This is a genomic window from Streptococcus sp. SCPM-O-B-15304 (M98), assembly GCF_058200215.1.
This window is the reverse complement of sequence record NZ_JBYQGQ010000011.1, coordinates 51,950-72,195: the sequence shown is the minus strand read 5'-3', so window position 1 is coordinate 72,195 and position 20,246 is coordinate 51,950. Positions and strand designations below refer to the sequence as shown.

General features: G+C 40.0%; 20 protein-coding genes. 18 read left to right on the top strand and 2 right to left on the bottom strand.

Going from position 1 to position 20,246, the window contains the following annotated elements:
• Positions 1 to 403, bottom strand: a 403-nt coding sequence (locus tag AC3E7H_RS07610; protein ID WP_490676339.1) for a transposase family protein, incomplete at its 3' end; no start/stop codon positions are given.
• Between the two features lie 292 nt (positions 404 to 695).
• Here AC3E7H_RS07610 and AC3E7H_RS07605 point away from each other — a divergent pair.
• From AC3E7H_RS07605 to AC3E7H_RS07530, 16 genes are all read left to right on the top strand, one after another.
• The gene (locus tag AC3E7H_RS07605; protein ID WP_000190386.1) at positions 696 to 1,847 is read left to right on the top strand and encodes an iron-containing alcohol dehydrogenase; all 1,152 of its coding nucleotides are present in this window, start codon (positions 696 to 698) and stop codon (positions 1,845 to 1,847) included.
• A 184-nt stretch (positions 1,848 to 2,031) separates the two neighbouring features.
• A complete protein-coding gene (locus AC3E7H_RS07600) occupies positions 2,032 to 3,303 on the top strand; it encodes a glycosyltransferase (RefSeq protein ID WP_490676338.1) in 1,272 nt (423 codons plus the stop codon).
• The gene (locus AC3E7H_RS07595; protein WP_490676337.1) at positions 3,303 to 4,283 is read left to right on the top strand and encodes an NAD-dependent epimerase/dehydratase family protein; all 981 of its coding nucleotides are present in this window, start codon (positions 3,303 to 3,305) and stop codon (positions 4,281 to 4,283) included. The genes AC3E7H_RS07600 and AC3E7H_RS07595 overlap by 1 nt, the downstream gene beginning before the upstream one ends.
• Positions 4,258 to 5,073 carry an MBL fold metallo-hydrolase gene (locus AC3E7H_RS07590; RefSeq protein WP_490676336.1) on the top strand — a complete coding sequence of 272 codons (816 nt, stop codon included), beginning with the start codon at positions 4,258 to 4,260 and terminating at the stop codon, positions 5,071 to 5,073. Before AC3E7H_RS07595 ends, AC3E7H_RS07590 begins: the two co-directional genes overlap by 26 nt.
• Positions 5,051 to 6,313 carry a F390 synthetase-related protein gene (locus tag AC3E7H_RS07585; RefSeq protein ID WP_000724371.1) on the top strand — a complete coding sequence of 421 codons (1,263 nt, stop codon included), beginning with the start codon at positions 5,051 to 5,053 and terminating at the stop codon, positions 6,311 to 6,313. Before AC3E7H_RS07590 ends, AC3E7H_RS07585 begins: the two co-directional genes overlap by 23 nt.
• A 14-nt stretch (positions 6,314 to 6,327) precedes the next feature.
• Positions 6,328 to 7,272 (top strand): 3-oxoacyl-[acyl-carrier-protein] synthase III C-terminal domain-containing protein, encoded by a 945-nt coding sequence (locus AC3E7H_RS07580; protein WP_000141188.1) that lies wholly within the window; start codon positions 6,328 to 6,330, stop codon positions 7,270 to 7,272.
• 171 nt (positions 7,273 to 7,443) lie between these two features.
• Complete coding sequence (cls, locus tag AC3E7H_RS07575) at positions 7,444 to 8,976, top strand: cardiolipin synthase (RefSeq protein WP_000537232.1); 1,533 nt, start codon at positions 7,444 to 7,446, stop codon at positions 8,974 to 8,976.
• Positions 8,977 to 9,262: 286 nt separating this feature from the next.
• Positions 9,263 to 9,553, top strand: coding sequence for a thiamine-binding protein (locus AC3E7H_RS07570; RefSeq protein WP_000647654.1), 291 nt, complete (start codon positions 9,263 to 9,265; stop codon positions 9,551 to 9,553).
• A complete protein-coding gene (locus AC3E7H_RS07565) occupies positions 9,516 to 10,274 on the top strand; it encodes an ABC transporter permease (RefSeq protein ID WP_007555765.1) in 759 nt (252 codons plus the stop codon). Before AC3E7H_RS07570 ends, AC3E7H_RS07565 begins: the two co-directional genes overlap by 38 nt.
• A 34-nt stretch (positions 10,275 to 10,308) precedes the next feature.
• Positions 10,309 to 11,316 carry an ABC transporter substrate-binding protein gene (locus AC3E7H_RS07560; protein WP_000754525.1) on the top strand — a complete coding sequence of 336 codons (1,008 nt, stop codon included), beginning with the start codon at positions 10,309 to 10,311 and terminating at the stop codon, positions 11,314 to 11,316.
• Complete coding sequence (locus tag AC3E7H_RS07555) at positions 11,316 to 12,044, top strand: ABC transporter ATP-binding protein (RefSeq protein ID WP_490676335.1); 729 nt, start codon at positions 11,316 to 11,318, stop codon at positions 12,042 to 12,044. Before AC3E7H_RS07560 ends, AC3E7H_RS07555 begins: the two co-directional genes overlap by 1 nt.
• 115 nt (positions 12,045 to 12,159) lie before the next feature.
• A complete protein-coding gene (locus tag AC3E7H_RS07550; protein ID WP_001237459.1) occupies positions 12,160 to 12,618 on the top strand; it encodes a CtsR family transcriptional regulator in 459 nt (152 codons plus the stop codon).
• 6 nt (positions 12,619 to 12,624) lie between these two features.
• Positions 12,625 to 15,057, top strand: a complete 2,433-nt coding sequence (locus AC3E7H_RS07545; protein ID WP_490676334.1) for an ATP-dependent Clp protease ATP-binding subunit — start codon at positions 12,625 to 12,627, stop codon at positions 15,055 to 15,057.
• 248 nt (positions 15,058 to 15,305) lie between these two features.
• A complete protein-coding gene (locus AC3E7H_RS07540; RefSeq protein WP_000748153.1) occupies positions 15,306 to 16,364 on the top strand; it encodes an AAA family ATPase in 1,059 nt (352 codons plus the stop codon).
• A gap of 9 nt (positions 16,365 to 16,373) precedes the next feature.
• The gene (pnuC, locus tag AC3E7H_RS07535; RefSeq protein ID WP_000724356.1) at positions 16,374 to 17,150 is read left to right on the top strand and encodes a nicotinamide riboside transporter PnuC; all 777 of its coding nucleotides are present in this window, start codon (positions 16,374 to 16,376) and stop codon (positions 17,148 to 17,150) included.
• Position 17,151: 1 nt separating this feature from the next.
• Positions 17,152 to 17,925: an NUDIX domain-containing protein gene (locus AC3E7H_RS07530; protein WP_000140040.1), complete on the top strand. Its 774-nt coding sequence runs from the start codon at positions 17,152 to 17,154 to the stop codon at positions 17,923 to 17,925.
• Between the two features lie 212 nt (positions 17,926 to 18,137).
• Here AC3E7H_RS07530 and AC3E7H_RS07525 read toward each other — a convergent pair whose 3' ends face one another.
• Complete coding sequence (locus AC3E7H_RS07525; RefSeq protein WP_000096276.1) at positions 18,138 to 18,368, bottom strand: hypothetical protein; 231 nt, start codon at positions 18,366 to 18,368, stop codon at positions 18,138 to 18,140.
• A 281-nt stretch (positions 18,369 to 18,649) separates the two neighbouring features.
• On the opposite strand from AC3E7H_RS07525, the gene AC3E7H_RS07520 reads away from it, so the two are divergent.
• Positions 18,650 to 19,342: a hypothetical protein gene (locus AC3E7H_RS07520; protein WP_000792405.1), complete on the top strand. Its 693-nt coding sequence runs from the start codon at positions 18,650 to 18,652 to the stop codon at positions 19,340 to 19,342.
• 212 nt (positions 19,343 to 19,554) lie between these two features.
• Entirely contained in the window at positions 19,555 to 20,241 is a 687-nt protein-coding gene (locus tag AC3E7H_RS07515) for a YoaK family protein (protein ID WP_001280921.1), read from the top strand.
• The last annotated feature ends 5 nt before the right edge of the window (positions 20,242 to 20,246 follow it).

The following is a 20,246-nucleotide window of genomic DNA, read 5'->3' as shown; positions in this document are numbered from 1 at the left end:
AGACTGTCGAAGTAGAGACAGATAGACTTTCTGCGATAGCCGTCATAGGGACTTTCTCGATTAATTTTTGAGTGATTTTCTGGTTAACGATGGTAGCGATTTGGTGATTCTTTTTGACTAAGGAAGTCTCTGCGACAGCTATTTTCCCGCAGACTTTACAACGGAAACGGCGTTTTCTCAATCGAATGAGTGTCTTATAGCCTGCACACTCTAGATAGGGGATTTTAGATTCTTTCTGGAAGTCATATTTAGTCATTTGCCCTAGGCAGTGATGACACTTAGGAGCAGGATAATCTAGCTTAGCGATGACTTCTTTACGCGTTCTAGCATCAATATAATCCAAGATTATGATGTTCTTGTCTTTAATTCCGAGTAAGTTTGTGATAAAATTTAATTGTTCCATATGATTCTTTCTAATGATGGTTTGGTCGCTTTTCATGATAGATCTTATGGGACTTTTTTTCTACACAAAAATAGGCTTCATAATATCCATAGGGGATTTACCCACTACAAATATTATAGAGCCTAAAATAGTCCACCTCAAATTTTTCTGATTATCTTTTCCTTATAAAACTTTGTTTAAATATTTTTAAACATTCTTTTTGTTAAAAAAATCACAAATATTTGAAAATACAGAAAATATATTATATAATTAACCCAAATATATAGCGTGAAAAACGCAAGGAGGATAAAATATGGCAACATTTTACGTTCCAGCAGTTAACCTTATTGGTAAAGGTATGGTAAATGAAGTTGGGCCTTATGTTAAGGAGTTGGGTTACAGTAAGGCTCTTTTGGTGACAGATAAGTTTATCGAATCAAGTGATATCTTGCCAAAAATTTTAAAACCTTTAGATGATGAAGGGATTGCTTACGTTATCTTTAGTGATGTTGAACCCAACCCTACTTGTAAAAATGTTATGGATGGGGTTGCTGCTTTGAAAGAGCACAACTGTGACTTTATCATCTCGGTCGGTGGTGGCTCTCCCCAGGATGCAGCTAGCTGTATTTCTGTAATCGCGACGAATGGTGGTAAACCACAGGATTATGAAGGTTTGCATAAGTCTGCTCAAAAAGGTCTTCCTGTTGTAGCTATCAATACTACTGCAGGTACATCAGCAGAAATTACCATTAACTACGTTATCACTGATGAAGAACGTAAGGTTAAAATGGTAATGGTGGATAAAAACAGTCTTGCCCTTATCTCTGTTAATGACCCTGAATTGATGGTTTCAAAACCTCAAGCTTTGACTGCGGCTACTGGTATGGATGCTCTTACTCACGCCGTTGAAGCTTTGGTAACACCAGGTGCTTATGATGTGACTAAGAAACTTTCTATCGGAGCGATTGAGCTAATCAAAGAATATCTTCCACGTGCAGTAGAAAATGGTCACGATATTGAAGCTCGTGAAGGTATGGTTAATGCTATCTTCCTTGGAGGAATGAGCTTTAACAATGCTGGACTCGGCTATGTTCACTCAATGGCTCACCAATTGGGGGCTGTCTATAACTTACCTCATGGCGTGTGCTGTGCTATGCTTTTGCCAGTCGTTGAGCGTGAAAATGCCAAACGTGTACCTGTAGCCTTCCGTAATGTTGCGAAAGCCTTGGGAATGCAAATTGAAGGAAAATCAGATGAAGAATGTGCTGCTTATGCTATTTCTGAGATTGAAAAACTTTCTGAAACTGTCGGTATTCCTAAGAAATTGACAGAACTTGGTATCGAAGAAAAAGACTTTGACTTTGAATACCTTTCTAAGAATGCCTTGATTGATGCTTGTGCACCAGGTAATCCATTCATGCCAACTTTGGAAGAAACCATTGCTTTCTATAAGGAATTGTTCTAAGGAAAGCTACTTCAGAGCCCTTGTGAGATAGTAAATTTAAGATTCTTACATTATGAATTCCTCCCGAATATTCAAATAATGTATGAGGGAATCAAATACTATTTCTATAATTTAAAACCAATAATATTTAAGAAGAACTATCCTCGTGATAGTTCTTTTTTGGAAAATTTGATATGCTAGGATTATGAAGAAAATCAAAATCGATGTTGTGATTGTTCCTTTGAGTGGACATTTGTATCCAACTATGAATTTATTACTACCTCTATTAGACAATCCTCAGTATGAGATACGTTTATTTACAGGCCCCCAGAAAAAAACTGTTGCTGAGGCTGCAGGTTTTAATGTAGTTACTATACTAGAAGGCCACGTTGAGGAGTTCGAAAAAGCAGCAAATAACTCTGAGCAATTAGGAATTTTATCGGCCTATCATCAACTTTCTGCTAGTATTGATTTAATTAATTTAGTTTCTGATCAATTAATGAAAGAGTGGCAAAAGAATCGTCCAGATATTGTTATTGCTGATTTTATAACTCTGTCTGGTGGCCTTATAGCTAATCAGCTTGGTATTCCTTGGATCACTACCATGGCTACACAATTTGTTTTAGAGACTACTGATGGCCCGCCCTGTCTAATTGGTGGGATGGGGAGTCCCAAGAATGCATGGGAGTCTGCAGTACAATTTTTAGGTAGAAAGGGAACTCGGTTAGTAAAACGGATTGTATCTTTTTCGTTTCGTGATCGTTTAAAGAGATATAATTTTAGACTCTATAATCAACTGGACCAAGAGACTATTTATTCTCCATATTCAATCCTTGGTATAGGGATGAAAGAAGTAGAGTTAAAAAAGGGATTTCCAGAACACTACAAGTGGGTAGGGCCCTCTGGAGCTTCTGTTGAGTCTGGAGAGGATTATCCATTAGATTTGTCGTTTTTCCCTAATCGAAAAAAGGTTTTGGTTACTTGTGGGACACAACTGGCATGGGCTAAAGATAATCTAATCTTTCAAGCGAAGCAACTAGCCAAAGCGCATCCTGATTTTCACTTTTTTGTGACTCGTGGAGTTGGTGGAGAACCTTTTCAGTGTGAGAATCTGATGGAGAATCTGTCCCTTGTTTCTTATCTTCCTTACAAGGAATACATTCCTCAGATGGACTATGTCATTCATCATGGTGGAGCAGGTATCTTTTATCAGTGCATTATTTATGGCAAACCTGCTTTGATATTGCCTCATGACTACGACCAATTTGATTATGCTGTTCGGGGTGTGGAAGCGGGTGTTGCTTATACAGCTAAAAGAAATAATAGCAAGGAGATTGGGCAGGCCTTTGATAGGCTATTGGCTAAAGAAAATTGGACAGAATTGGAGAATCTCCGCCAAGTCGTACAATCTTATCATCCGACAGAAATATTGGAAGGTGAAATCCACCGCCTGTTAGCAACTAAGGAGAAAGAGTGATGAAAAAAGTATTAGTTACAGGAGCCACTGGTTTTCTTGGAAAATATGTTGTAGAAGAACTAGTTGAGCATGGTTACCAAGTGCGAGCTTTTGGTAGAAACAGTAAAGTAGGTCGCTCCTTGGAAAATTCTTCGGTCAGTTTTTTTCAGGGTGATTTGACCAAAGCTGAGGATGTGCTAGAGGCTTGCAAGGGGATGGATCTGGTCGTTCATGCGGGAGCCCTGTCAACAGTTTGGGGCCCTTGGGAAGATTTTTATCAGGTCAATGTTTTAGGAACCAAATATGTTCTCGAAGCTTGTCGCCAAGCTGGGATTCAGCGCTTAGTCTATGTATCCTCACCAAGTATTTATGCAGCACCTAAAGACCAACTTGGTATTAAAGAAAGTGATGCTCCAGAGGAAAATAATCTCAATAACTATATACGTAGTAAATTGGCTTCGGAGAAACTTTTTAAAAATTACCCAGATGTTCCTAGTATCATCTTGAGGCCTCGTGGGCTTTTTGGGATTGGGGATACCAGTATTTTGCCACGAGTAATTAATCTGAGTCAAAAAATAGGAATTCCTTTGATTGGGGATGGGCGTCAGCTCATGGACATGACTTGTGTGGAAAATGTTGCTCTGGCAATCCGTTTGGCCATAGAAGCTCCAGAGGCTAAAGGTGAGGTTTATAACATTACTAATGGTGAACCGAGGGCTTTTAGGGATTTGCTAGAGGAAAGTTTGAAAGGCTTGGGTTACCCAATCAAATATAGAAAAATTCCAGCATCTCTATTAGCAGGAATTGCAAGTAGTTTAGAGTTTCTTTACAAGTTCTTGAATCTGAAAGGGGAACCGCCTTTAACCCGATATACCTATTATCTACTTCGTTATAGTCAAACTCTAGATATTAGCAAGGCTGAGAGGGAATTGGGGTATCGTCCTAAAATTAGTATTTCAGAAGGGATTGAACAATATGTCCAAGATTATCGAAAGCATTGAGTATTTCCCAGCGGGATATTGTACGAGTTATGCCGGTTTGCTTTTTAAGGGTGTCAAGAATAGAAAGATGACTTTCCCTGCAGGTGTCTTTTTGATTAAGCACAGGGATAAAGGTTATTTGCTCTATGATACTGGCTATCACTACGATATTAAGACAAAACTAAGATATGCTTTATATCGCTTGGGGACGCCCGTTCAAATGACAGAGCAGGATCAGATTTCGCATTTGCTGAAGGCTAAAGGAATTAAACCAGAAGAAATTAACTATGTCTTGTTGTCTCATCTACATCCAGATCATTTAGGAGGGGCTAGCTTCTTTCCGAATGCAACATTTATTCTAACCCAGGAAGTGTATGATGTTTACAAGAAACCAAAACTAAAAGATTTAATTTTTAAAGAATTTTTGCCGAGTGACTTCGAGGAAAGATTGACAGTCATCAAGGCAGATCAGCAAAACTCCAACTTTTCTTATCGTTCCACCAAGGATCTTTTTGGAGATGGAAGTATCCTGGTAGCTTCTATTGATGGGCATGCTAAGGGGCAAGCCTGTCTCTTTATTCCAGATTATCATCTCTTTATCGCAGCGGATCTTTGTTGGGGAATTGACCTCTTACCCTATACAAAGCAGATGCATCTGATTCCTTTCTTGGTGCAAGATAGTAAGGCTGACTATATCAAAGGAACCGAGCTCTTGGAAGAGGTGTTGAAGGATGGTATAGAAGCGCTTGTCAGCCATGACCCTGTAGAAAGGATTGAGCGGATTTTGTATGAAAAAAATAACCTTTCTTAAAACTTTTATCCAAACTCGTTGGCTACATAATTTTAAGTCTCGAGAAGCCTTAGAAAGCTATCAGAAAAAGCAACTAGATGCCTATATGGAATTTCTAAAACGTGAATCACCTTATTTTAAAAATGGTGTGCCTCACGACTTTGACCATATGGATAAAGCTTTTATGATGACGCATTTCAATGAGCTCAATACTCAAGGAGTGGATCGAGATGAGGCCTTGGCTTTGGCTATCGAAAGTGAAAAGACCAGGAATTTTACAGAGCTCAAGGGAGAAATAGCTGTTGGGTTGTCTTCTGGGACATCTGGACACCGGGGACTCTTTATCACAACTGAAAAAGAGAGAAGTATGTGGGCAGCAGCTATCTTGGCAAAGATGTTGCCTAAAGGTCACCTTTTGGGGCACCGCATAGCCTTTTTCCTCAGAGCGGATAATGAACTCTATCAGACCATCAATACGGCGCTTATTCGTTTAGAGTACTTTGATATTTTCAAGAATACTGATGAGCATATCGAGCGCCTCAACAATTATCAACCGACCATTGTGGTGGCGCCTGCTTCGATGTTGATTGAATTGAGCAAGCGTCTAAAAGCTGGAGAGTTAGTCATTCGCCCACAAAAAATCGTTTCAGTAGCTGAAATCTTGGAAGATAGTGATAGGAAACGGATCGCAGAAGCCTTTTCACTACCAGTTATTGACCAGGTCTATCAAGCCACAGAAGGTTTTCTAGCTTGTACGTGCTCAGCTGGGAATCTGCATCTTAATGAAGACATCATCTTTGTGGAAAAGCACTACTTGGACGACCGACGTTTTTATCCAGTCATTACTGATTTTAAGCGGAGCAGTCAGCCTGTTTATCGCTATCAGCTCAACGATATCTTGGTTGAAAATCCTGAACCTTGTTCATGTGGGTCTTATTATACAAGGATTGATAAGGTTGAAGGTCGCTCTGATGACATCTTCTACTTTGAAGGGCTGGATGGAGGTCAGGTCACGATTTATCCTGACTTTATCAGGCGTTGCATTCTCTTTGTGGAAAATGTCGGAGATTACCAAGTTAAACAGCATTCTGAAAAGTTAGTAGAAGTTTGTCTGAGTCGAAGGGATGAGCAATTGGAAACAGCAATTACAGAGCAGTTCCAACTCCTGGCTCAACAAAAAGAGTTTAAAGTACCTGAAATTCGATTTTCAGATTATCACTGGGATACAAGTCGTAAGCTCAAACGTATCCAACGTTTATGAAAGGACAAAAGATTATGACAGAAGTGAAAAGACATGTAGAAATTGCAGGCTATGGAGCTTACCTTCCAAAAAATACAGTGCAATTTAAAGACCAAACCCGTTACCGTGTCGTAGAAAATGAAGAAACACAGCTAGATTTGGCAGAAGCGGCTATCCAACGTGCACTTGAAAATGCAAACTTAAGTATTAAAGACATTGATTGCCTTGTATCAGCTAGCGCGGTAGGTGTTCAGCCTATTCCATGTACGGCAGCTTTGATCCATGAGCGCGTGGCAAAAGGGCTCTCTATACCAGCTATGGATATCAACACGACTTGTACAAGTTTCATATCTGCTTTATCAACGATGTCACATTTGATTGAAGCAGGAGAATATCGTCGTGTCTTAATTGTTTCCAGTGAAGTCGGTAGCTTGGGTCTCAATCCAAAGCAAAAAGAAAGTTATGAACTCTTTGGTGATGGGGCGGCAGCCTTTATTTTCCAAGCAAGTGACAAGGATAAGGGAGTGATAGCAAGCCTTCAACGCACTTGGTCAGAGGGAGCCCACGATACTGAAATCCGTGGAGGTCTGACTTCTTATCAACCAAAAGAGTACTCTGAAGAAACGAAGACCAATTTCATGTTTGATATGAAAGGGAAGAAGATCCTCTTGCTTTCTGCTCGTGTCATTCCAGAAATGTTTCAAGAATTCCAAGAGAAATCAGGTATTTCTAAAGATGCTGTAGACTATATTATTCCACACCAAGCTAGCCGAGCATTACCACTTGTTATGGATAAACTAGGAGTTAGTAAAGACAAGTATCTCAATATTGTCAGTGAGTATGGAAATATGGTTTCCGTTGCGGTACCTTTTGGCTTGGCCTATGCACTCGATCATGGCTATGTGAAGGAAGGAGATACCATCTTCTTGATGGGAACTGCAGCTGGTATGACGGTCAATATGTTGGCTTTGAAATTGTAAAACGAGAGCAGGCACATATAAGTGGCCTGCTTTTTAAATTAATTTTAAACGTAGAACTATCGGCCTATACAGAAAAAGCTTGATAAGTTTTATGAAACTAAGTATACTAGAAGGTAATAAGCGTTTTCAGATAGTATATGAGGGAGTATACTTAGAAGTTGAGAGGGAGATATGGGGACTAGAAAATTTCGACTATTGATGTCCAAGTATGGCTTTAGTATTGCGATTATCCTGATAGAATTATTTGTTATTTTTGGAATTATTCTTTACATGAGCCAGATTGCTCCACTTGTTTGGGTCATTCTTGTGTTTCTGATCAGCATAGCAACCGTTATAGCGATTGTCAATCGTTCCATGTCGCCAGAGAGCAAGGTGACTTGGTTGATTGTTACTTTTGTCCCTGTTTTTGGTCCCTTGCTTTATATCATGTTTGGTGAGCGTCGGTTATCAAAAAAGGAATTTAAACAATTACAGGAACTTCGTTCTATCGCATCTCATGAAAAGGGCGAACATAGTCTTCATCAAGATATACAGGAAACTGATAAATCTGCTTACGGAATTATCAATGCCTTATTGCATATGGACAGTAATGCAGAAGTTTATGATCAGACAGACTCACAATTCTTTGCAAATGGTGAGAAAATGTGGCAACAGATGCTGGAGGATCTAAAGAGAGCTAAAAAATTTATTTTTCTAGAATACTACATTGTCGAAGAGGGATTGATGTGGGATAGCATTCTTGAGATTCTGGAAGAAAAGGCAGCTCAGGGAGTTGAGGTCAAGATGCTCTACGACGATATTGGTTGTATGGTGACCTTGCCGGGAGATTATACGGTTCATTTGCGGTCTAAAGGGATCGATGCTCATAAGTTTAATAAGGTGATTCCTCGTATGACGGTGGCCTATAATAACCGTGACCACCGAAAAATATTAGTCATTGATGGGCAGATTTCCTATACTGGCGGGATTAATCTTGCAGACGAATACATCAATCAGATTGAACGTTTTGGACATTGGAAGGATAGTGGAATTCGTATCGATGGTCCGGCGACTCAAGCCTTTACAAGACTATTTCTCATGAACTGGTATATCAACCGTGGAGAAATCAGTGACTTTGATCAGTATCATTTGGAAAATCAGACACGACCAGGTGGCGGTCTATGTATTCCATATGGTAGTGGGCCAAAACCAATCTACCAGATGAAGGTGGGTAAAATCGTCTATCAAAATCTGATTAATCAAGCGGAAGATTTTGTCTATATCACCACGCCTTATCTCATTATTGATTATGATTTGACAGAGGATATCAAAAATGCGGCTATGCGAGGCGTAGATGTGAGAATTATAACTCCATTTATCCCAGATAAAAAGCTCATCCAGTTAGTAACTCGAGGGTCTTATCCTAATCTTTTGTCTGCTGGTGTACGTATCTACGAGTATACTCCTGGTTTTATCCATAGTAAGCAAATGATTGTTGATGATCGATTTGCGGTTGTTGGAACCATAAATCTTGATTATCGCAGCTTGGTTCACCACTATGAAAATGCAGTTTTATTGTACGAAACACCGTCTATTGCAGCTATTCGTAAGGACTTTGAAGAGATTTTTGAAGTATCGCAAGAAATTTTTCCTGGAACAATCAAGCCTACTTGGTATCAAACATTAATCAAAGAAGTAGCTCAGTTATTCGCCCCTATGCTTTAATTGAAAGAGCTAGTTCATCTGTATAATTAGAGAAAGAGAAGGTTTGCCGTCTCTTTTTCTGTAAGCAGTTTCCTTGACATCTTGTTTATTTTGCGTTATCATATGTCCATATAATATATGGGAGTCTGTGTACAGTCTGAGAGGAAGTGTTAAACTTCGACCGCACCTGATCTGGGTAATGCCAGCGTAGGGAACGAATACTTAGCCTAATTTTGCACCTTTTTCATATATGAAAGAGGTTTTTCTTTTTTTACAAAGAAAAACTGTAACTTAGAAGGAGGTTTTAATGAAAGCAAGCATTGCTTTACAAATCTTACCCCTGTCACAAGGGATTGACCGCATAGCCCTTATCGATCAAGTCATTGCTTACCTGCAAGCTCAAGGAGTTACCATGGTAGTGACCCCCTTTGAAACGGTCTTAGAGGGAGACTTTGAACAACTCATGCGCATTCTCAAAGAAGCGCTAGAAGTGGCAGGTCAAGGGGCAGATAATGTTTTTGCCAATGTGAAAATAAATGTAGGAGAGATTTTAAGTATCGATGAGAAACTTGAAAAATATAATGAGACGACATATTAGTCTGCTAGGATTTTTGGGTGTCTTATCTCTTTGGCAGGTAGCGGGTTTGTTAAAACTCTTACCAAAGTTTATCTTGCCGACACCTCTTGAAATTCTTCAGTCTTTTGTTCGTGATAGAGAATTTCTTTGGTACCATAGTTGGGCAACTTTGAGAGTAGCTTTGCTCGGTTTGGTCTTGGGTGTCTTGATAGCCTGTATCATGGCTGTCCTTATGGATAGTTTGGGTTGGCTCAATGACTTGATTTACCCTATGATGGTAGTTGTCCAGACCATACCAACCATTGCCATAGCCCCTATACTGGTCTTGTGGCTAGGTTACGGAATCTTGCCCAAGATTGTCTTGATTATCTTGACGACAACCTTCCCTATCATCGTCAGCATTTTGGATGGATTTAGGCATTGTGACAAGGACATGCTGACCTTATTTAGTTTGATGCGCGCCAATCCTTGGCAAATCCTTTGGCATTTTAAAATCCCTGTCAGCCTACCTTACTTTTATGCAGGACTCAGGGTTAGTGTCTCCTACGCCTTTATCACAACAGTGGTATCTGAGTGGTTGGGAGGCTTTGAAGGCCTAGGTGTCTACATGATTCAGTCCAAGAAACTGTTTCAGTATGATACCATGTTTGCCATTATTATTCTGGTATCGCTGATCAGCCTTTTGGGTATGAAGTTGGTTGATATTAGTGAAAAATATGTGATTAAATGGAAACGTACTTAAAGAGCGTTTTGGAAAAAGAAAAGAGGAAATAAAAATGAAGAAAACATGGAAAGTGTTTTTTACGATTGTAACAGCTTTTGTAGCTATTTTGCTTGTGGCCTGCGGCCAAGGAACTGCTTCTAAGGATAACAAAGAAGCAGAACTCAAAAAAATTGACTTTATCCTAGATTGGACACCAAATACTAACCACACAGGGCTTTATGTTGCCAAAGAAAAAGGCTATTTTAAAGAAGCTGGAGTGGATGTTGACTTGAAATTGCCACCTGAAGAAAGCTCTTCTGACTTGGTTATCAATGGTAAGGCGCCATTTGCAGTGTACTTCCAAGACTATATGGCTAAGAAATTGGAAAAAGGAGCAGGTATTACAGCAGTTGCAGCTATCGTTGAGCACAACACATCAGGGATCATCTCTCGTAAGTCTGACAACATTAACAGTCCTAAAGACTTGGTTGGTAAGAAATATGGAACTTGGAATGACCCAACTGAGCTTGCTATGCTGAAAACCTTGGTAGAATCTCAGGGTGGAGACTTTGAGAAGGTCGAAAAAGTACCAAACAACGACTCAAACTCAATCACACCGATTGCCAATGGCGTTTTTGATGCTGCCTGGATTTATTATGGTTGGGATGGGATTCTTGCCAAATCTCAAGGTGTGGACGCTAACTTCATGTACTTGAAAGATTATGTCAAGGAGTTTGACTACTACTCACCAGTTATCATTGCAAACAACGATTATCTGAAAGACAACAAAGAAGAAGCTCGCAAAGTCATTCAAGCCATCAAAAAAGGTTACCAATACGCTATGGAGCACCCAGAAGAAGCTGCAGATATCCTCATCAAGAATGCACCTGAGCTCAAGGATAAACGTGACTTTGTCATCGAATCTCAGAAATACTTGTCAAAAGAATACGCAAGCGACAAGGACAAATGGGGACAATTTGATGCTGACCGTTGGAATTCCTTCTACAAATGGGATAAGGAAAATGGAATCCTCAAGGAAGACTTGACTGACAAAGGTTTCACTAATGAATTTGTAAAATAATGACAGAAATTAGACTAGAACACGTAAGCTATGCCTACGATGATGAAAAGATCTTAGAGGATATTAACCTGCAAGTGACTTCAGGTGAAGTGGTTTCTATCCTAGGCCCCAGTGGTGTAGGAAAGACTACCCTCTTTAACCTGATTGCGGGGATTTTAGAAGTCCAGTCTGGGCGAATCATTCTTGACGGGGAGGAAAATCCCAAGGGGCGCGTGAGCTATATGCTACAAAAGGATCTGCTCTTGGAGCACAAGACGGTGCTTGGTAATATCATCCTGCCCCTCTTGATCCAAAAGGTGGATAAGGCGGAAGCCATTGCCCGTGCGAATGAAATCCTTGCGACTTTTCAGTTGACGGCTGTCCGGGACAAGTATCCTCATGAACTAAGTGGTGGGATGCGCCAGCGTGTGGCCTTACTTCGGACCTATCTTTTCGGGCACAAGCTCTTTCTTCTAGATGAGGCCTTTAGTGCCTTGGATGAGATGACCAAAATGGAACTTCATGCCTGGTATCTTGATATTCATAAACAGCTAGGCCTGACGACACTCATCATTACGCATAGTATCGAGGAGGCCCTTAACCTTAGCGACCGTATCTATATCTTGAAAAATCGCCCGGGGCAGATTGTTTCAGAAATTAAACTAGATTGGTCTGAAGACGAGGACAAGGAAGTCCAAAAGATTGCCTACAAACGTCAAATCTTGGCAGAATTAGGCTTAGATAAGTAGAAAGATAGGGAGTTGGTGAGGATTATTCATTACCAGCCCCTTTTTCTTTTAAAAATGAAAAAATTTCGGTATAATAGTCAAAGATAGTCAAGGTTTAAAGAGAGGTGGGTTTGTTATGAGACTTAAAAATACATCAGATCATATTGAGGCCTACATCAAGGCAATTTTAGATCAATCTGGTATTGTGGAGTTGCAACGGAGTCAGTTGGCAGATACTTTCCAGGTTGTTCCTAGTCAGATTAACTATGTGATTAAGACTCGTTTTACAGAAAGCAGGGGATACTTGGTTGAAAGTAAGCGTGGTGGTGGTGGCTACATTCGTATAGGACGGATTGAATTCTCAAACCACCATGAAATGCTTCGCGATTTACTGTATTCGGTGGGCGAAGAAGTCAGCCTAGTTATCTTTGAAGATGTTTTAAGACTCTTGTTTGAACAGGATTTAGTGACTCGTCAGGAGATGAATCTATTACTAGCAATGGCGACAGACCGAGTTCTAGGTGAGGATGCCAATCTTATCCGTGCCAATATGCTCCGACAGTTATTACAAGAGGTAGATAGAAAAGGAAAATAGAACTAAATGAAATATTCAAAAGCATTGAAAGAATGTATAGACAGTGCCTTTCTGGTCGCAAGTCATTTTGGGGCAGAATACCTAGAGTCTTGGCACCTATTGATTGCTATGGCCAATCATAGTTACAGTGTAGCTGGGGCGACTTTAAATGAATTTCCCTATGAGATTGATCGTCTGGAGGAAGTTGCTATAGAGCTGACTGAAACAAAGTATAGCGATAAGGAAAATTATCAGGAGTTGCCTTTTTCACACCGTTTGAAGGTATTGTTGTTGGAAGCAGAGCATGTAGCTTCTGTGGTGCATGCCAAGGTTTTAGGAACAGAGCACGTGCTTTATGCTATCTTACATGATGGCAATGCCTTGGCTACTCGTATTCTAGAAAAAGCGGGATTTTCTTACGAAGATCAGAAGGATCAGGTCAAGATTGCTGGACTTCGTCGTAGTCTTGAAGCGCGTGCTGGTTGGACTAGAGATGATTTGAAGGCCCTTCGTCAACGCCATCGTACGGTAGCGGACAAGCAAAATTCTATGGCTAATATGATGGGCATGCCTCAGACACCAAGTGGAGGTTTGGAAGATTATACGCATGATCTTACAGAGCAAGCTCGCTCAGGTAAATTGGAACCAGTCATCGGGCGTGACCAAGAAATCTCTCGTATGATTCAAATCTTGAGCCGTAAGACAAAAAATAATCCAGTCCTAGTTGGAGATGCAGGTGTCGGTAAAACAGCTTTGGCACTTGGTCTTGCGCAACGTATTGCCAACGGAGATGTACCAACTGAGATGGCTAAAATGCGAGTTTTAGAGCTTGATTTGATGAATGTGGTTGCGGGAACTCGTTTCCGTGGTGACTTTGAAGAACGTATGAACAACATCATCAAAGATATTGAGGAAGATGGCAAGGTCATCCTCTTTATCGATGAGCTGCATACCATTATGGGTTCAGGAAGTGGGATTGATTCGACCTTGGATGCGGCCAATATCCTAAAACCTGCCTTGGCGCGTGGAACTCTGAGAACTGTCGGTGCGACTACTCAGGAAGAGTATCAAAAGCACATCGAAAAAGACGCAGCCCTTTCTCGTCGCTTTGCAAAGGTGATGATTGAGGAGCCAAGTTTAGCAGATAGTATGGCTATTTTGCAGGGCTTGAAAGCAACTTATGAGAAACACCACCATGTCCAAATTACAGACGATGCAGTCGAAACAGCTGTCAAAATGGCACATCGTTATTTGACGAGTCGTCATTTACCAGACTCAGCAATCGATCTTTTGGATGAAGCGGCAGCAACAGTGCAAAATAAATCGAAACACGCTAAACAAGAAGAGTCAGGTTTAACACCAGCTGATAAGGCCTTGATGGATGGAAAATGGAAGCAAGCAGCTCAACTCATTGCAAAAGAGCAGGAAGTACCTGTTTATAAAGATGTAGTAGAAGAATCTGATATTTTGACCACCTTGAGTCGCTTATCAGGAATTCCTGTTCAAAAATTGACACAAACGGATGCCAAGAAGTATCTCAACCTTGAAGCTGAACTGCATAAACGTGTGATCGGACAGGAACAGGCTGTATCTAGTATCAGTCGTGCTATTCGCCGTAATCAATCTGGTATTCGTAGTCATAAACGTCCAATCGGATCCTTCATGTTCCTAGGACCAACAGGTGTTGGTAAGACCGAATTGGCTAAGGCTTTGGCAGAAGTCCTCTTTGATGACGAATCAGCCCTTATCCGTTTTGACATGAGTGAGTATATGGAGAAATTTGCAGCTAGCCGTCTCAACGGAGCTCCTCCAGGTTATGTGGGTTACGAAGAAGGTGGAGAGTTGACCGAGAAGGTTCGCAATAAACCGTACTCAGTACTTCTCTTTGACGAGGTAGAAAAGGCGCACCCAGACATCTTTAATGTACTCTTACAGGTTTTGGATGATGGTGTCTTGACAGATAGTAAAGGTCGCAAGGTTGATTTCTCAAACACCATTATTATCATGACGTCAAACCTTGGTGCAACAGCCCTTCGTGATGATAAAACAGTTGGATTTGGAGCTAAGGATATTCGTTTTGACCAAGAAAATATGGAAAAACGTATGTTTGAGGAGCTGAAAAAGGCTTATCGTCCAGAGTTTATCAACCGTATTGATGAGAAGGTAGTCTTCCATAGCTTGTCAAGTCAAGATATGCAGGAAGTAGTTAAGATTATGGTCAAACCATTGATTGCAAGCCTAGCAGAAAAAGGAATTGACTTGAAACTCCAAGCATCTGCCCTTAAACTTCTAGCTCAGCAAGGCTATGATCCAGAGATGGGGGCTCGTCCACTTCGTAGAACTTTGCAAACGGAAGTAGAAGACAAGCTAGCAGAGCTTCTCCTTAAAGGTGAATTGGAAGCTGGCAAGACTCTGAAAATTGGTGTCAAAGCTGGTCAATTAAAATTTGAAATTGTTTAAAATTGTGAGGTTGGAACAGATTGTTTCAGCCTCTTTTTTGAAAAGTTGTTGCCCAAATAGCTACTTGGAGTGTGCATTTATTTTAAGGCTTTCAAAACAGAATGCTACTGATCAGGTTTTGCATATCAAGTAAAAAAAATCTTATCATGCAGCAATGTTTTTATAAAAAATAATAAAAAAGTCTTGACAAACAGAACAAGACAGAGTATAATGCAAAATATAAAAGTTTATAAAAAGGTTAAACAGATATGAAAAAGAGTATAGCGGTTGTTTTTGGCACCTTTGCTCCCTTACATCAAGGGCATATTGATTTAATCCAAAGAGCAAAACGTCAATGCGATGCTGTATGGGTGGTAGTTTCAGGTTATAAGGGAGATCGTGGTGAACAGGTGGGACTTACACTACAAAAGAGATTTCGCTATATTCGTGAAGCTTTTCGAGATGATGAGTTGACCTATGTTTGTAAACTTGACGAAAGCAATATTCCACGCTATCCGATGGGCTGGCAGGAGTGGTTGGATCAGATGTTACAGGCCATTTCCTATGACCAGACTAGTGAGGAGCTTATCTTTTTTGTAGGAGAGTCCGAATACCAACAAGAATTGTCAGAACGTGGTTTTGAGACTGTTCTACAGGAAAGAAAATTTGGAATTTCGGCTACCATGATTCGAGAAAACCCAAGTAGATATTGGAAATATATCGCTCAACCCTTCCGCCGTCAGTTTACGAAAAAAGTGTTGATTATGGGAAGTGCTAGTAATGGTAAAACAACTCTAGCCAAGGATTTAGCTCGCTTCTATGATGCGCCAGTCAGTCTGGAATATGCTCGTGAGTATCAGATAAAAAATAATGTCCGAGATGATGAGCTTACTCCAAAAGACTATTATTACCTTCTATTGGGGCAATATGACCAAACTTCCAAGTTAATCGATAGCAATGCCAATCGAGGCTTGGTCATTGCAGACACCAACTCATTGGTAACCAAGGGCTACTACGATTACTACATGGAAACTGAAGAGCAGGGGGACTTGTCCGTAGAAACATTTGATAATCTATTCGTTTCCATCTTAGCCAAGGAAAAGTGGGATTTAATCCTCTTTGTGCAACCTGTTGGCTCTTATGTTAATGATGGTTTTCGAGACATGACCATGGCAGAAGACCATATCCGTCATAGTTTTTCTCAGCATTTGGATATGATGAGGGAGCAATATCTGGCTACTATCCCTCATGTTTATCTAGCTGATGACTATCTAGGAAATTATGAAGCAGCAAAAGTAGCTATCGATGCCATTTACCAAGCAGATTAGGAGAAGAAAATGAAAAAAATAACTGAAAAAATCACTCGATTTATCGCAAACTTTAAAAATGTTCACGCAGAAGCTCGTAAAATTGGTTTTGCAGGAGTAATGAGTTTGCTTTGGAAAGACCTCTTTGTGGGACGCAGTCTTTTCCAGTGGCTCTATTTGATTGCTTTATCAAGTGTCCCTCTTATTCTGGAGTTTACACAAAACACGGAAAGTCATGATTGGGTTGGTCTTTTGGCCTCTTGGACAGGGATTGTCTGCGTTATCTTGGTAGCTGAAGGTCGGGCAAGTAACTACCTTTTTGGTGCTATTAACTCTGCTATCTACTTGGTATTAGCCATGGATGCCACTTTCTATGGTGAAGTATTGACCACAGTTTATTTCTTTGTGATGCAGCCTATTGGTCTTTATACTTGGTTATCTAATCGGATCAATGAGCAAGGAAAACCAGAGGAGTCTCACTTTGAAGCTAAGAAACTTGGCCTGATTGATTGGCTCAAATATTTGGCTTTGACAGCCATCATCTGGATTGGTATGGGCTTTGCCTACCAAAGTATCCATAGCGCTCGTCCTTTCCGTGACAGTGTTACGGATGCAACCAATGGTGTTGGTCAGCTCTTGATGACACGTCTTTACCGTGAGCAATGGATTTTCTGGATTGCAACCAATCTCTTTAGTATTTACCTCTGGTGGGGTGAAAATATCCATATCCAAGGTATGTACTGGGTTTATACCATCAATAGTTTAGTCGGTTGGTACCAATGGACAAAAGCTGTCAAGGAGGGATAAGATGACTGAAAGGATAATCCCGGCTGGAATGACAGAAAGAGAATATTTTGAGATTCATGCGACTGAGAAGGAATTTTTAGACTGGTACTGCAAACAGGATCTTCCTCAGTATGAAAAACCGAGCGTGACGGTGGATATGGTAGCTTATTGCTTTGTGGAAGGGAAAATCAAACTCTTGCTGATTCGTCGCAAGGCCCATCCTTATCAAAACTGTTTGGCTTTGGTCGGTGGTTTTATGGATAAGAGTGAAGATGCAAGGCATGCTTGCCAGCGTGAGGTGCGAGAGGAGGTTAACCTCGACCTTCCTTTGGAAAAAATCGAACAGTTGATGACAGTGTCTACCCCAGGTCGTGATCCGCGGGGCTGGACGGTTACTATCGCCCACTTGGTGTATCTACCTAGTCGAGCACTCGAACTCGTTCAAGCTGGAGATGATGCTAAGGATGTAGTTTTTGTCGATGTTGATTTTCAGACGGGCAAGTGCTTCCTAGAGGGACTAGAGTTGGAGGAGCACGCCTTCGCCTTTGACCATTATGCCATTATCCAAGAGTCTATTAAACGAATCCAAGGGCGTCTTGACTGGAATCCGACCTTCCTCTATCTGCTAGAGGAGGAGTTCACTGTCTATGAAGGGACCGAATTAGTCAATCTCATCAACCCAGGACGACCAATCGTCAGCAATAACTTTCTCGTAAAATACGGTGAGTATGTAGAAGAAGTTGGGCTCAAACGAGTGCCTAAAAAGAAACCAAGAAAAACCTATCGATTGAAATAAAAAGCTTTGGGACAGAAATCGATAGACCAAGTCTCGATTTCCTAGTCTCAGTCCTGAGAAGTTTCAACAAATCCGATGGCTAGTTGAAGCTTGAGAATAGAGAAAATAAAGTTTGCGTCACAAGCCAAGTCAGCTATCGTGTCAAAGGTTTATTATTCATAAAAAAGCGAGGTCGGGATTCTTCCCGGCCTCTTTTTGTTGTTATTTTTTGTTTAAGGATGTTTATCTTTTTTAGGATTACTCATAAAACGAATGAATAAATCTTTGTATTTATATTTTAAATAATGTTCGTGTAAGTACATTAGAGCCACATAAACAATCATGAAGATTGTGGTTAAGTAGAACAAATCAAATGTTGTTTGAGCGTAATGAGTAGCAACTCCATAAGAAGAGAATGCACCAATAATCAACCAAGGAAGATATGTGTAATATTTGCTTGACATAGGCCTACACCTCCAATATCCTATTTCAATTTTATTATAGTCCTTTAAGAAAAAAATGCAAGCGATTACACTTTAAAATATAGCACTTTATCAGGAAGAACTTTTGTGTTTTTTTTAAATTATTTACGAATAAAAGATATAGGAGGAGTAAGAAAACAAATGTACTAAAAAATAATTCTAAAAAATTTTAGATAAATAGTTGACAGATTTAAAAACAAATATTACAATAATGTTACAAAAATATTTCTTAACATTTCAAAAATGTTACAAAGGAGCATAAAATGAAAAATAAAACTTCTATCAAATTAATGGCCGCAACTGTACTTGCTTCAACATTGTTATTGGGGGCTTGTGGTAATAAGAAAGAAAACACCACAAGTGATAGTTCTAGCAAGACAACACAAGCATCTTCTAGTTCTAAGGCCAGTTCTTCAAGTCAAGAGAACAAGACTCAGAAATCCTCAAGTTCAACTTCATCAGAAAAAGCTAAATCATCATCTTCTGATCAGTCAACGACTACTGCTAATCAATCGCAAGCAACACCAGCACCAGAAACAAAACAAAATCAAGAACCTTCTGCTAAGCAAACCCCTTCTCAAGCTCCATCCAATCAACAAGGAACACAAGAAAAACAGAATCAGTCAGCTTATGATCCAGCAACTGATCGCAAACTTCAAGACAAGCAGGCAGAACATAACAAACGTTATAAAGGTGTCTTGACTATGGTGGACAAAGATTTTTCAGCTGCAGCTGGGAATTGGAAGGGTGCGAATGGTGAAACTATCACTGTCTCATCAGGCGGTCAATTTACAGTAGAATCTGCTGATGGCAAGAAAGAAAACTACTCTATTCAAAGCTATTCTTATACCCTTGATGATGGGAAATACAATGCTGAAGTAGGTGGTGGAAAAGTCATCCAAATTACAACAGGTGCAGATGGTACTGTTTCAAGTGTTACTTTGATTAAGCCATAGACTTCAGTACTGAAATAATTTGTTTAAAAATAGTTTAGTTGATGAGTACCTACAGCATTTGAAGTTGATAAGACGTCATAAATGAACTCCAGAGATGAGACTAACTTTGAAGTATATCTAATCATGTCTACCTGAACTAACCGTTTTTCACTTAGTTTCTTTTAGAGAAAGTGGTATAATGAAAAAATCAAAGGGAAACGAGTGATGAATCAATGTCAGATAAATTAATTTTACCTCAAAATACACGACTCATGGGATTGTTCCTTGGCTTTATCGGTGGTTCTTTGGATGTGTTCTGTCATATCCAGTACCATAGTTTGGTGGCAACACAGACAGGGAACATTCTCCTACTGATATCAGATTGGCACGATTCACATGTCACCAATACCATGTTGAGATTCTGTTCTATTATATTCTTTTCCCTAGGCTTTCTTTTCGCCTTGTACATGAAAGAATATCGCAAAACAGCCTATTGGCGGGTTAAGATGCTACTTCCCTTATTTATCGGTACCCTTGTTCTTCCCTTCTTTTCCCGCTTTCCTCTATTAGAAGTTCCTTTTATTGCTTTTGGAACTGGAATGATGATGCTAACATTTACGGGTAGTTTGATTGAAGATCATCCCTATGTCATTTTTATGACCTCTGGAAATTACCGAAAGATGTTGACTGCTTTGTATCGTATCGTTAGAGGAGAAGGAGATGTTCAAGAATATCGTCGTCAAGCCTTGAACTATGGCATTGTTGTAGGCAGTTTCGTAGTGGGCGCTATTAGCTTGGCTGTATCTATGCATTTTTTCCATGAATGGTCTATTTGGATTGTCAGCTTCAATTTGTTTGTGATCATGTCCTACTATATTGCTAGAGTGAAGCAGCTAGATTTGCAAGATGAAAATATATAAAAAAG